The sequence below is a fragment of the Massilia jejuensis genome (assembly GCF_042656795.1).
Classification (GTDB): Bacteria; Pseudomonadota; Gammaproteobacteria; order Burkholderiales; family Burkholderiaceae_D; genus Telluria; species Telluria jejuensis.
Window position 1 is genome coordinate 1 of record NZ_JBHSMS010000027.1, and the last position, 13,321, is coordinate 13,321.

The 13,321-nt window shown below is 61.4% G+C and carries 9 protein-coding genes and 1 tRNA gene; all 10 read right to left on the bottom strand.

The features are described 5' to 3' along the window. Positions 1–111 precede the first annotated feature (111 nt). A complete protein-coding gene (gene rpoC / locus ACFPOU_RS08470) occupies positions 112–4,362 on the bottom strand; it encodes a DNA-directed RNA polymerase subunit beta' (RefSeq protein ID WP_379719455.1) in 4,251 nt (1,416 codons plus the stop codon). Between the two features lie 100 nt (positions 4,363–4,462). Continuing rightward, positions 4,463–8,572: a DNA-directed RNA polymerase subunit beta gene (rpoB, locus tag ACFPOU_RS08475; protein ID WP_379719457.1), complete on the bottom strand. Its 4,110-nt coding sequence runs from the start codon at positions 8,570–8,572 to the stop codon at positions 4,463–4,465. A gap of 278 nt (positions 8,573–8,850) precedes the next feature. Continuing rightward, entirely contained in the window at positions 8,851–9,225 is a 375-nt protein-coding gene (gene rplL, locus ACFPOU_RS08480; protein ID WP_192055844.1) for a 50S ribosomal protein L7/L12, read from the bottom strand. Positions 9,226–9,289: 64 nt separating this feature from the next. Beyond that, positions 9,290–9,820 carry a 50S ribosomal protein L10 gene (gene rplJ / locus ACFPOU_RS08485; RefSeq protein ID WP_192055846.1) on the bottom strand — a complete coding sequence of 177 codons (531 nt, stop codon included), beginning with the start codon at positions 9,818–9,820 and terminating at the stop codon, positions 9,290–9,292. Between the two features lie 273 nt (positions 9,821–10,093). Further along, positions 10,094–10,789 (bottom strand): 50S ribosomal protein L1, encoded by a 696-nt coding sequence (gene rplA, locus ACFPOU_RS08490; RefSeq protein WP_379719460.1) that lies wholly within the window; start codon positions 10,787–10,789, stop codon positions 10,094–10,096. Further along, positions 10,789–11,220 (bottom strand): 50S ribosomal protein L11, encoded by a 432-nt coding sequence (gene rplK / locus ACFPOU_RS08495; protein ID WP_192055850.1) that lies wholly within the window; start codon positions 11,218–11,220, stop codon positions 10,789–10,791. Before rplK ends, rplA begins: the two co-directional genes overlap by 1 nt. 111 nt (positions 11,221–11,331) lie before the next feature. Continuing rightward, positions 11,332–11,982 carry a transcription termination/antitermination protein NusG gene (gene nusG, locus ACFPOU_RS08500; protein WP_379719462.1) on the bottom strand — a complete coding sequence of 217 codons (651 nt, stop codon included), beginning with the start codon at positions 11,980–11,982 and terminating at the stop codon, positions 11,332–11,334. Next, positions 11,982–12,371, bottom strand: coding sequence for a preprotein translocase subunit SecE (gene secE, locus ACFPOU_RS08505; protein ID WP_379719464.1), 390 nt, complete (start codon positions 12,369–12,371; stop codon positions 11,982–11,984). Before secE ends, nusG begins: the two co-directional genes overlap by 1 nt. A gap of 36 nt (positions 12,372–12,407) precedes the next feature. Next, positions 12,408–12,483 (bottom strand) — tRNA-Trp (locus tag ACFPOU_RS08510). Positions 12,484–12,592: 109 nt separating this feature from the next. Then, the coding region (locus ACFPOU_RS08515) for an EF-Tu C-terminal domain-related protein (RefSeq protein WP_379719466.1) at positions 12,593–13,321 on the bottom strand (729 nt) is incomplete at its 5' end.

A 13,321-nucleotide genomic window follows, 5' to 3' on the forward strand; every position in this document is an offset into this window, starting at 1 on the left:
CCGGAGCGCTTCCTGCGAGCGGCAATGGGACTCGTCCACACGTAACGGTGACAGCGCCAAAAAAAACGGCACCCGAAGGTGCCGTCTTGTCCAGCTGACTAACTCAAGCGATTACTCGCCGTCGCCATGCTGCTCCACCGGCGCTGCCGCATTCTGCTGGTCTTCCATCGCCTGCAGTTCGGCAGCCATGTTGGCCTTCTCCTGCTGCAGCAGTGCCTGGCGCTCTTCCGCCTCCCACACTTCCTTCTCCTTGCGGGCGCGGTGGAAGGCCAGGCCCGTACCGCCCGGGATCAGGCGGCCGACGATGACGTTTTCCTTCAGGCCGCGCAGGCCGTCGCGCTTGCCCATGATCGCCGCTTCGGTCAGCACGCGGGTGGTTTCCTGGAACGAGGCGGCCGAGATGAACGAATCGGTCGACAGCGATGCCTTGGTAATACCCAGCAGCACGTTTTCGTAGGTTGCCTGCAGTTTGCCTGCCGCTTCCATGCGATCGTTCTCTTCCAGCAGCTCCGAACGCTCGACCTGCTCGCCGACGATGTAGTCGGTGTCGCCGGCTTCGACGATGGCCACGCGGCGCAGCATCTGGCGCACGATCACTTCGATGTGCTTGTCGTTGATCTTCACGCCCTGCAGACGGTAGACGTCCTGCACTTCGTCGACGATGTAGCGGGCCAGCGCTTCGATACCCAAGAGGCGCAGGATGTCCTGCGGATCGGCCGGACCGTCGACGATCATCTCGCCCTTGTTCACGACTTGACCGTCGTGGACCAGCACCTGCTTGTCCTTGGTGATCAGGAACTCGTGCTTGTTGCCGTCCATGTCCGTGATTTCCAGGCGCTGCTTGCCTTTGGTTTCCTTACCGAAGGCAACCGTACCCGTGACTTCGGCCAGCATGCCCGCGTCTTTCGGCGAACGTGCTTCGAACAGTTCGGCCACGCGCGGCAGACCACCGGTAATGTCGCGGGTCTTCTGCGATTCGGTCGGGATACGTGCCAGCACTTCACCCACCGAGACCGACTGACCGTCCTTCACCATGATCAGCGAGCCGATCTGGAAGCCGATGGCCACGGCGTGTTCGGTGCCGGCAATCTTGACTTCCTGGTTCTCTTCGTTCAGCAGTTTCACCTGCGGACGCAGCACTTTGCCAGCCGAACCGCGGCGCTTCGGATCGATCGCGACCAGGGTCGACAGACCGGTCACTTCGTCGACCTGGCGGGCGACCGTCACGCCTTCTTCGACGTTCTCGAAGCGGATCGTACCGGCATACTCGGTGATGATCGGACGGGTCAGCGGATCCCAGGTGGCCAGGGCGATACCGGCCTTGACGACCATGCCGTCCTTGACCATCAGGGTCGCGCCGTACGGCACCTTGTGACGCTCGCGCTCGCGGCCGTGGTCGTCCGTGATCAGGACTTCGCCCGAACGCGAGATGACGATCTGGGCGCCTTTGCCGTTGGTCACGTAACGCATGGTGGCCGTGAAGCGCACCGTACCGTTCGACTTCGCTTCGACCGACGAGGCCACCGCCGCACGCGATGCCGCACCACCGATGTGGAAGGTACGCATGGTCAGCTGGGTACCCGGCTCACCGATCGACTGGGCCGCCACGACGCCGACTGCTTCGCCGCTGTTGACCATCGAACCGCGGCCGAGATCGCGGCCGTAGCACATGGCGCACAGGCCGTAGCGCGTGTCGCAGTTCAGCGGGGTACGCACTTTCACCTCATCGATGCCGAGGCGCTCGATCTCTTCGACCATGTCTTCGTCGAGCAGGGTGCCGGCCGGGTACACGGTTTCCTGGGTTTCAGGATTGACCAGGTCGGTGCCCGTCACGCGGCCGAGGATACGGTCGCGCAGCGCTTCGATGACTTCACCGCCTTCGACCATCGCCTTCATGTGCGTGCCGTTGGCGGTGCCGCAATCGTCCTCGATCACCACCAGGTCCTGGGTCACGTCGACCAGGCGGCGGGTCAGGTAACCCGAGTTTGCCGTCTTCAGCGCGGTGTCGGCCAGACCCTTGCGGGCGCCGTGCGTCGAGATGAAGTACTGCAGCACGTTCAAGCCTTCGCGGAAGTTCGCGGTGATCGGCGTTTCGATGATCGAACCGTCCGGCTTGGCCATCAGGCCCCGCATACCCGCCAACTGGCGAATCTGGGCTGCCGAACCGCGCGCGCCCGAGTCGGCCATCATGTAAATGGCGTTGAACGATTCCTGGGTGCCTTCGGTGCCGTCACGCTTGGTGACCGGTTCGACTTTCAGCTGGTCCATCATCGCCTTGCCGACTTCATCGGAGGTCTTGCCCCAGATGTCGACGACCTTGTTGTAACGCTCGCCGGCGGTGACCAGACCCGAGGCGTACTGCTGCTCGATCTGCTTCACTTCCGCTTCGGCGGTCGCGATCATGCCCTTCTTGACGTCCGGGATCATCATGTCGTCGACGGCGATCGAGATACCGGCGCGCGTCGCCAGGCGGAAGCCCGACTGCATCAGCTTGTCGGCGAAGACGACGGTCGCACGCAGGCCGCACTTGCGGAACGACGTGTTGATCAGCTTCGAGATTTCCTTCTTCTTTAGGGCGCGGTTCAGCACCGAGAACGGCAGGCCCTTCGGCAGGATCTCCGACAGGATCGCGCGGCCGACGGTGGTCTCGTAGCGGGTCACGGTGCGCTCGAATTCATCGCTGCCGACAACCCGTGGGAATTCGACGATACGCACGGTGATGCGCGTGGCCAGTTCGACTTCCTTGTTGTCGTAGGCGCGGATGACTTCCGACACGTCCGGGAACAGCATGCCCTCGCCCTTGGCGTTGATCGCCTCGCGCGTCGCGTAGTACAGGCCCAGCACGATATCCTGGGACGGCACGATCGACGGCTCGCCGTTCGACGGGAACAGGATGTTGTTCGACGCCAGCATCAGCGTACGCGCTTCCATCTGCGCTTCGATCGACAGCGGGACGTGCACGGCCATCTGGTCACCGTCGAAGTCGGCGTTGAAGGCCGCGCAGACCAGCGGGTGCAGCTGGATGGCCTTACCTTCGATCAGGACCGGCTCGAAGGCCTGGATACCGAGACGGTGCAGGGTCGGTGCGCGGTTCAGCATCACCGGGTGTTCCTTGATGACGTCCTCGAGGATGTCCCAGACCACCGGTTCCTGGATCTCGACCAGCTTCTTGGCCGCCTTGATGGTCGTTGCCAGACCCATCAGTTCGAGCTTGTTGAAGATGAACGGCTTGAACAGTTCCAGGGCCATCAGCTTCGGCAGGCCGCACTGGTGCAGTTTCAGCTGCGGGCCGACCACGATGACCGAACGGCCCGAGTAGTCGACGCGCTTGCCCAGCAAGTTCTGGCGGAAACGACCGCCCTTGCCCTTGATCATCTCGGCCAGCGACTTCAGCGGACGCTTGTTGGCACCGGTCATCGCCTTGCCGCGACGGCCATTGTCCAGCAGCGAGTCGACCGCTTCCTGCAGCATGCGCTTTTCGTTACGCGTGATGATTTCCGGCGCGCGCAGTTCCATCAGGCGCTTCAGGCGGTTATTCCGGTTGATGACGCGGCGATACAGGTCGTTCAGGTCGGAGGTCGCGAAACGGCCGCCATCCAGGGGGACGAGCGGACGCAGCTCCGGCGGCAGCACCGGGAGCACTTCCATGATCATCCAGTCCGGCTTGATGCCCGAACGCTGGAACGCCTCGAGCACTTTCAGGCGCTTGGCGTATTTCTTGATCTTCGCTTCGGACTTCGATTCCTTCAGTTCCACGCGCAGGGCTTCGGCATCGCGGTGGATGTCGATCGAGCGCAGCAGTTCACGGATACCTTCGGCGCCCATGTAGGCGGTGAAGTCGTCGCCGTACTCTTCGTACTTGGCGGCGTAATCGTCTTCCGACATGATCTGGCACTTCTTCAGCGGGGTCATGCCGGGATCGGTCACGACATAGGCTTCGAAGTACAGGACGCGTTCGATGTCCCGCAGCGTCATGTCCAGGACCATGCCCAGGCGCGACGGCAGCGACTTCAGGAACCAGATGTGCGCGGTCGGCGAGGCCAGTTCGATGTGGCCCATGCGCTCGCGGCGCACCTTGGCCAGCGTGACTTCGACGCCGCACTTTTCGCAGATGACACCGCGGTGCTTGAGGCGCTTGTACTTGCCGCACAGGCACTCGTAATCCTTGATCGGGCCGAAGATCTTGGCGCAGAACAGGCCGTCGCGCTCGGGCTTGAAGGTACGGTAGTTGATGGTCTCGGGCTTCTTGACTTCACCGAACGACCACGAACGAATTTTCTCGGGCGACGCCAGGCCAATCTTGATGGCGTCGAAGCTTTCATTTTGCTGTACTTGCTTGAATAGATCGAGCAGTGCTTTCATGTATCACTCCAGAGGTGACTAAATTTCTATTTCGGGATGCGGTGCATCCCAAACCAATCGGGTAATGCGGGGAAGGAAAGGCTGCCCTCCCCTTACCTTCTTAGTTACGCTCGAGGTCGATATCGATACCCAGCGAGCGGATTTCCTTGACCAGCACGTTGAACGATTCAGGCATGCCGGCGTCGATCACGTGGTCGCCCTTGACCAGGTTCTCGTACACCTTGGTACGGCCATTCACGTCATCGGACTTCACGGTCAGCATTTCCTGCAGCACGTACGATGCGCCGTACGCTTCCAGTGCCCACACCTCCATCTCGCCGAAGCGCTGGCCGCCGAACTGGGCTTTGCCGCCCAGCGGCTGCTGCGTCACCAGCGAGTACGGACCGGTCGAACGCGCGTGCATCTTGTCGTCGACCAGGTGGTGCAGTTTCAGCATGTGCATGTAGCCGACGGTGACCTTGCGCTCGAATGCTTCGCCGGTGCGGCCGTCGTACATCGTGACCTGGTTCTTCGACGGCGTCATGCCCAGGTGCGATGCGATCTGGTCCGGGAAGGCCAGGTCCAGCATGCGGTGGATCTCGCTCTCGTGCGCGCCGTCGAACACCGGCGTCGCGAACGGCACACCCTTCTTCAGGTTGCCGGCCAGGCTCATGATCTCGTCGTCGTCGAAGCTGTCGAGGTCTTCCTTCTTGCCGGTCTCGTTATAGATCTGGCCCAGGAAACCGCGCACTTCTTCGACCGCTGCCTGCTTTTGCAGCATTTCGCCGATCCGCAGGCCCAGGCCCTTCGCCGCCCAGCCGAGGTGGGTTTCGAGGATCTGGCCGACGTTCATGCGCGACGGCACGCCCAGTGGGTTGAGCACGACGTCGGCAGGCGTACCGTCGGCCATGAACGGCATGTCTTCCACCGGCACGATGCGCGAGACCACGCCCTTGTTACCGTGGCGGCCCGCCATCTTGTCGCCCGACTGCAGGCGGCGCTTGACTGCCAGGTACACCTTGACCATCTTTTGCACGCCCGGCTGCAACTCGTCGCCCTGGGTCAGCTTCTTGCGCTTTTCTTCGAAGGCCAGGTCGTACTGGTGGCGCTTCTCGTTGATCGATTCCTTGATCGCTTCGAGCGCGTTGGCCGATTCGTCGTCGCTTGGCCTGATGTCGAACCAGTGGAACTTGTCCAGGTCCGCCAGGTATTCGCTGGTGATGACCGCACCCTTGGCCATCTTCTTCGGGCCGCCGTTGACGACTTTGCCCACCAGCATACGCTCCAGACGCTGGAAGGCGTCGCCCTCCACGATGCGCATCTGGTCGTTCAAGTCCAGGCGGAAACGTTTCAGTTCATCGTCGATGATCTGCTGGGCGCGCTTGTCGCGCACGATGCCTTCGCGGGTGAACACTTGGACGTCGATGACGGTGCCGACCATGCCCGAAGGCACGCGCAGCGAGGTGTCTTTCACGTCCGACGCTTTTTCGCCGAAGATCGCGCGCAGCAGTTTTTCTTCCGGCGTCAGCTGGGTCTCGCCCTTCGGCGTGACTTTACCGACCAGCACGTCGCCGGCGGTGACTTCGGCGCCGATGTAGACGATGCCCGATTCATCCAGGCGCGCCAGCTGGTTTTCCGCCAGGTTCGAGATGTCGCGGGTGATTTCTTCCGCGCCCAGTTTCGTATCGCGTGCAACGACCGACAGCTCTTCGATGTGGATCGAGGTGTAGCGGTCGTCCTTGACGACGTTTTCCGAGATCAGGATCGAATCTTCGAAGTTCAAGCCATTCCACGGCATGAACGCGACGAGCATGTTCTGGCCCAGGGCCAGTTCGCCCAGGTCGGTCGAGGCGCCGTCGGCAATCACGTCGCCACGGGCAACGCGGTCGCCCACCTGCACGATCGGACGCTGGTTGATATTCGTGTTCTGGTTCGAACGGGTGTACTTGATCAGGTTGTAGATGTCGACACCGACTTCACCGGCTTGCGCCTCGTCGTCGTTGACGCGGATGACCACGCGGCCGGCGTCGATGTAGTCGACGACGCCGCCACGCACGGCCTGCACGGTGGTGCCCGAGTCGACCGCGACGGTGCGCTCGATGCCGGTACCGACCAGCGCCTTTTCGGGACGCAGGCAGGGCACGGCCTGGCGCTGCATGTTCGCGCCCATCAGTGCACGGTTCGCGTCGTCGTGCTCGAGGAACGGGATCAGCGACGCGGCGACCGAGACGATCTGGCCCGGGGCCACGTCCATGTACTGGATGCGCTCCGGCGAGACCAGGATCGTTTCGCCCGCTTCACGCGCGGACACCAGTTCGTCGTCGAGCTGGCCTTCGGCGTTGATGGTCGCGTTCGCCTGGGCGATGATGTAGCGGCCTTCTTCGATGGCCGACAGGTAGTCGATCTTGTCGGTGACCTTGGAGCCTTCGACCTTGCGGTACGGGGTTTCCAGGAAGCCGTATTCGTTCAGGCGGGCGTACAGGGCCAGCGAGTTGATCAGGCCGATGTTCGGGCCTTCAGGCGTTTCGATCGGGCAGACGCGGCCGTAGTGGGTCGGGTGCACGTCGCGCACCTCGAAGCCGGCGCGTTCGCGCGTCAGGCCGCCCGGGCCGAGGGCGGAAACACGGCGCTTGTGCGTGATTTCCGACAGCGGATTGGTCTGGTCCATGAACTGCGACAGCTGGGACGAGCCGAAGAATTCGCGGATCGCGGCCGAGATCGGCTTGCTGTTGATCAGGTCGTGCGGCATCAGGTTGTCCGCTTCGGCCTGGCCGAGGCGTTCCTTGACGGCGCGCTCGACGCGCACGAGGCCGGCGCGGAACTGGTTTTCGGCCAGTTCGCCCACGCAACGCACGCGGCGGTTACCCAGGTGATCGATATCGTCGACTTCGCCGCGGCCATTGCGCAACTCGACGAGGATCTTGATCACGGCCAGGATGTCGTCGTTCGACAGCGTCATGGCGCCGGTCAGTTCGTCGCGGCCGATGCGGCGGTTGAACTTCATGCGGCCGACGGCCGACAGGTCGTAGCGCTCGGGGCTGTAGAACAGGCCGTTGAACAGGGCCTCGACCGATTCCTCGGTCGGCGGCTCGCCCGGACGCATCATGCGGTAGATCGCCACGCGCGCGGCCATCTGGTCGGCGGTGTCGTCGGTGCGCAGGGTTTGCGAGATGTAGCCGCCCTGGTCAAGGTCGTTCGTATACAGGGTCTGGATCGCGTCGACGTTGGCGTCGCGCAGCTTGCCCAGCAGCTCGTCGGTCAGCTCGTCGTTGGCCGAGGCGATGATCTCGCCGGTGTCGGCGTCGACGATGTTGCGGGCCAGGATGCGGCCGATCAGGTAGTCCTCAGGCACCGAGATGGCCTTGATGCCGGCCGCTTCGATGTCGCGCACATGCTTGGCATTGATGCGCTTGTCCTTGGTCACGAGGGTCTTGCCGGTCTTCGGATCGACGATGTCGAAGCGCGCGACTTCGCCGCGCAGGCGCTCGGACACGAATTCGATTTCGCCGCCTTCGGAGCGCAGCGTGAAGTTGTCGAACACGAAGAAGTTCGCCAAGATCTGTTCCGGCGTCATGCCGATCGCCTTCAGCAGGATCGTCACCGGCATCTTGCGGCGGCGGTCGACGCGGAAGAACAGGATGTCCTTCGGGTCGAACTCGAAGTCGAGCCACGAACCGCGGTAGGGAATGATACGTGCCGAGAACAGCAGCTTGCCCGAGGAGTGCGTCTTGCCGCGGTCGTGCTCGAAGAACACGCCCGGGGAACGGTGCAACTGGGAAACGATCACGCGCTCGGTGCCGTTGATGACGAACGAACCGTTGGCGGTCATGAGCGGCAATTCGCCCATGTACACTTCCTGCTCCTTCATTTCCTTGACGACCGGCTTGGTCGGCGATTCCTTGTCCAGGATCACCAGGCGCACTTTGGCGCGCAGTGGCGAGGCAAAGGTCAGGCCGCGCTGTTGGCATTCCTTGACGTCGAACGCGGGGTCGCCCAGCACGTAGGACAGGAATTCGAGGCGAGCGAAGCCGTTGTGCGACACGATCGGGAAGATCGAGCTGAAAGCCGACTGCAGGCCTTCGTTCTTGCGAACGGAAGGACCGGCATCCGCCTGCAGGAAATTCTCGTAGGATTCAAGCTGGGTAGCAAGAAGATATGGAACGTTGTGAACGTTGGCGCGCTTCGCGAACGACTTGCGAATGCGTTTCTTCTCAGTAAATGAGTAGTGCATGGACACTCCGTGAGTGACAGAAAGGATGAGAATTCAGGGATTGCCAGTGGTGGGGCGACCACATACAAGGCCTCAAGTCTCTTACTGTTCCATCAAATGAAAAGGGACTAGCGTGCTGCTGATGCTGTGCTACGATTCCTGCCGTACCGCGGTGCTGTCGAGCCTCTTGCGTATGTCGCAGGGACGACAAAAGAGCCAAAGCCGCAGCACCGCCTTCCGACGGGGCTTGCAAGCTTTGACTCCGGCGCTGGGCACCTTGCGATGCCCATTGCTTTTGATTACTTCAGTTCTGCCTTGGCGCCGGCATCTTCCAGCTTCTTCTTGGCGGCTTCAGCGTCAGCTTTCGGCATGGCTTCCTTGACGGTCTTCGGTGCGCCGTCAACCACGTCCTTGGCTTCTTTCAGGCCCAGACCGGTGATTTCGCGGACGGCCTTGATGACGCCGACCTTGTTCGCGCCGATTTCGGTCAGCACGACGTTGAATTCGGTCTGCTCTTCGACAGCAGCAGCAGCAGCGCCGCCGCCAGCTGCCGGTGCCGCCATTGCAGCGGCCGACACGCCGAACTTCTCTTCGAATGCCTTGACCAGTTCGTTCAGGTCCATGACGGACATTTCGCTCACTGCGTTCAGGATATCGTCTTTGCTAATTGCCATTTGAAACTCCAGATGTGTGTGTGTTTGTAGTACAGATCAGTTACTTGAGAAAAAAGGGCCGCGCTTACGCTGCAGCGGTTTCTTCGGCTGCAGGAGCAGCTTCCGAACCTTCGCCTTTTTTCGCTGCCAGGGCAGCCAAGCCACGTGCAAAGCCCGACACCGGAGCCAGCATCACGCCCAACAGCTGCGAGATGAGGACTTCACGCGACGGAATGCTTGCCAACGCGGTAACACCAGCTACGTCGAGCTGCTTACCTGCGTAGTTACCGGCTTTCATGACCAGCTTGTCGTTGGTTTTCGCGAAGTCAGCGATGACTTTAGCGGCAGCAACGGCGTCGTCCGAGATCGAATAGATCAGCGGACCGGTCATGGCGTCAGCCAGCGGGGCAAACTGCGTGCCTTCGACAGAGCGGCGCGCCAGCGTGTTCTTCAGAACACGCAGGTACACACCCTGGGCACGTGCGGTTGCACGGAGTTTCGTCAAGTGACTAACCTGGATGCCACGGTACTCGGCCACGACGATCGTTTGCGCGGTTGCTACTTTCGCGCTCACTTCTTCGACGACGGCCTTTTTGTCATTCAGATTAAGACCCACGGTCAATCTCCTTAATTAATGCAGGCAAAAACGCTTGCATCGGTTCGAACACGGCGTCCGAAGTTAAGAAGTCAAACTAACGCGGATGAATTCACGCAGCATGGACTACAAAACTTGTTCGGGTACACCATCTGCGTTGGGTGATGGTTTAACCTCCTGCCTGCCTGATGCATTCGGCCCAACGGTCTTTGATTGCCTGCCGAAACCTGTTACGGCCCGACAGCCCAAAGATGCGCCCTGCTCGTATTTCGCAGGGACTTGATTCTCTAAAACTTAAGCGGCGACCGAAGCGTGATCGACACGCACGCCAGCGCCCATCGTCGACGAGATCGCGACCTTGCGCAGGTACACGCCCTTCGAGGTGGCCGGCTTGGCCTTGTTCAGTGCTTCGATCAGGGCAGCCAGGTTCGACTTCAGGTCGGCGTCGCTGAACGACTTGCGGCCGATCGTTGCGTGGATGATGCCCGACTTGTCGGTACGGTACTGGACCTGACCGGCCTTGGCGTTCTTCACCGCGGTGGCGACGTCAGGGGTGACGGTGCCGACCTTCGGGTTCGGCATCAAGCCGCGCGGGCCCAGGATCTGGCCCAGGGTACCGACGATACGCATGGTGTCCGGCGAGGCGATGACGACGTCGAACGGCATGTCGCCGGCCTTGACGCGCTCGGCCAGGTCTTCCATGCCGACGATGTCGGCGCCGGCGGCACGTGCTGCCTCGGCCTTGTCGCCCGAGGCGAACACCGCCACGCGCACGGTCTTGCCGGTGCCTGCTGGCAGGACGACCGAACCACGAACGACCTGGTCCGACTTCTTCGGATCCACGCCCAGCTGAACGGCGACATCGATCGACTCGTTGAACTTGGCGGTTGCGAATTCCTTGACGATCGACAGTGCGTTGTCGAAGGCGTAGACCTTGTTACGGTCGACTTTCGCTTTCATTTCTTTGACGCGCTTGGACAGCTTAGCCATTACAGACCCTCCACCGTGATGCCCATCGAACGAGCCGAACCGGCGATGATACGCACGGCGGCGTCCATGTCGGCTGCGGTCAGGTCCGGCTGCTTGGTTTTTGCGATTTCTTCAGCCTGCGCACGGGTCAGCGTGCCGACCTTGTCGGTGTGCGGCTTCGGCGAACCCTTGGTGATGCCGGCGGCCTTCTTGATCAGGTAGGTTGCCGGAGGCGTCTTCATCACGAAGGTGAAGGACTTGTCGGCGAACGCGGTGATCACGACTGGAATCGGCATGCCTGGCTCGAGACCCTGGGTCTGGGCGTTGAACGCCTTGCAGAATTCCATGATGTTCAAGCCGCGCTGGCCCAGTGCCGGGCCGATCGGTGGGGATGGGTTTGCTTTACCAGCTGCCACTTGCAGCTTGATAAAACCAATGATTTTCTTGGCCATGGAGTGCTCCTAGATTGGCTTTGAGTAGTAGCGCCCCACCGCCACTGCTGGCTCGGCGGGGCTCCTCTTACCGGATTCCGCCTTGCTGCTGCGACGCTCCGATTGTTGCGTTTAAACTTTTTCTACCTGCCCGAACTCGAGTTCCACCGGAGTTGCGCGGCCGAAGATGGTGACAGTCACACGCACCTTCGATTTTTCGTAATTCACTTCCTCGACGTTGCCGTTGAAGTCGGTGAACGGGCCTTCCTTGATCCGGACCTGCTCGCCCACTTCGTACAGCACTTTCGGCCGTGGCTTCTCGACGCCCTCCAGGACCTGCTGCATGATCTTGTCGATCTCGCGCGCGGGAATCGGGGTCGGCTTGTTCGATTTGCCGCCGATGAAGCCGGTGACCTTGCTCGTGTTCTTGACCAGGTGCCAGGTCTCGTCGGTCATTTCCATCTCGACTAGCACGTAACCGGGGAAGAAGCGGCGCTCGGTGACCGTCTTGCTGCCGTTCTTGACTTCCACCACTTCTTCGGTCGGGACCAGGATCTGGCCGAACTGCTCGCTCATGCCGGCGCGCTCGATGCGCTCGGTCAGGGCGCGCATGACGCTCTTTTCCATGCCCGAGTAGACGTGAACGACGTACCAGCGCTTGTTGCTGACCGGGACGCTCACAGGAGCGCTTTCCGCCGCAGCGCCGGCCGCCGGAGCGCCGGCCGCCGGAGCGCCGGCCGCCGGAACTTCTTCCGGCGCATTGTCTTGCACGTTATCGCTCATTATTGTTTCCACCCCAGGACCAGGTCGTACAACAGGAATTCCAACAGCTTATCCGTGCCCCACAGGAAGATCGCCATGACGACGACAAAGGCAAAGACGATCATCGTGATCGTCGTTGCTTCCTTGCGGGTCGGCCAGACGACTTTCCTGGTTTCGCGGACGGACTCTTTGGCGAAGTTCAGGAATTCGCGGCCGGAAGTGGACGTCCACAAAAGCAGGAGAGCAAAAACTAAACCAGCCAAGAGGGCGCCGCCGGCGACCAAGGCTGGTTTGTTTTGGCCTTTCAGGTAAAAGAACCCGACTACGCCTGCAATCGCGGCAACCACCGCCAGGACCACCTTAAACTTGTCATTCGAGGTGCTTACGGTTTGCACGGATTGATTAGACATTCTTCTTTACTTTCGGTGCTGCGCACCAGAATTCGGTGGCAGGGGCGGAGGGAATCGAACCCGCGACCTTCGGTTTTGGAGACCGACGCTCTGCCAATTGAGCTACACCCCTACGAAGACTTCAGCTGAATCGCGCATTCTACACCATACGCGCGCATGGTGGAGAATGTTTTGAAGGGGAAGCATGCACCGCCCCTTCGGACCTACTCACTACATGCTACTTAGGCAATGATCTTGGCAACCACGCCGGCGCCGACGGTACGGCCGCCTTCGCGGATGGCGAAGCGCAGGCCTTCTTCCATCGCGATCGGGTTGATCAGCTTGACGGTGATCGACACGTTATCGCCTGGCATGACCATTTCCTTGTCCGCTGGCAGCTCGATCGAGCCGGTCACGTCGGTGGTACGGAAGTAGAACTGCGGGCGGTAGTTGTTGAAGAATGGCGTGTGACGGCCGCCTTCATCCTTCGACAGCACGTAGATCTCGCCGGTGAAGTGGTTGTGCGGCTTGATCGAGCCCGGCTTGGCCAGCACCTGGCCACGCTGGACGTCTTCACGCTTGGTGCCGCGCAGCAGCAGGCCGACGTTGTCGCCCGCCTGGCCCTGGTCGAGCAGCTTGCGGAACATTTCCACGCCGGTGCAAGTGGTCTTGACGGTGTCGATGATGCCGACGATTTCGATTTCTTCGCCGACTTTCACGATACCGCGCTCGACACGACCGGTGACGACGGTGCCGCGACCCGAGATCGAGAACACGTCTTCGACCGGCATCAGGAAGGCGCCGTCGACGGCGCGCTCTGGCGTCGGGATGTAGGTGTCGAGGGCTTCAGCGAGCTTGACGATGCACTCTTCGCCCATTTCGCCTGGCTGGCCTTCGAGGGCCATACGTGCCGAACCCTTGATGATTGGCAGGTCGTCGCCTGGGAACTCGTACTTCGACAAGAGCTCGCG

Coding starts and splice junctions, on each gene's coding strand:
- rpoC (WP_379719455.1), bottom strand. CDS start 4,362: ATGAAAGCACTGCTCGATCTATTCAAGCAAGTACAGCAAAATGAAAGC.
- rpoB (WP_379719457.1), bottom strand. CDS start 8,572: ATGCACTACTCATTTACTGAGAAGAAACGCATTCGCAAGTCGTTCGCG.
- rplL (WP_192055844.1), bottom strand. CDS start 9,225: ATGGCAATTAGCAAAGACGATATCCTGAACGCAGTGAGCGAAATGTCC.
- rplA (WP_379719460.1), bottom strand. CDS start 10,789: ATGGCTAAGCTGTCCAAGCGCGTCAAAGAAATGAAAGCGAAAGTCGAC.
- rplK (WP_192055850.1), bottom strand. CDS start 11,220: ATGGCCAAGAAAATCATTGGTTTTATCAAGCTGCAAGTGGCAGCTGGT.
- nusG (WP_379719462.1), bottom strand. CDS start 11,982: ATGAGCGATAACGTGCAAGACAATGCGCCGGAAGAAGTTCCGGCGGCC.
- secE (WP_379719464.1), bottom strand. CDS start 12,371: ATGTCTAATCAATCCGTGCAAACCGTAAGCACCTCGAATGACAAGTTT.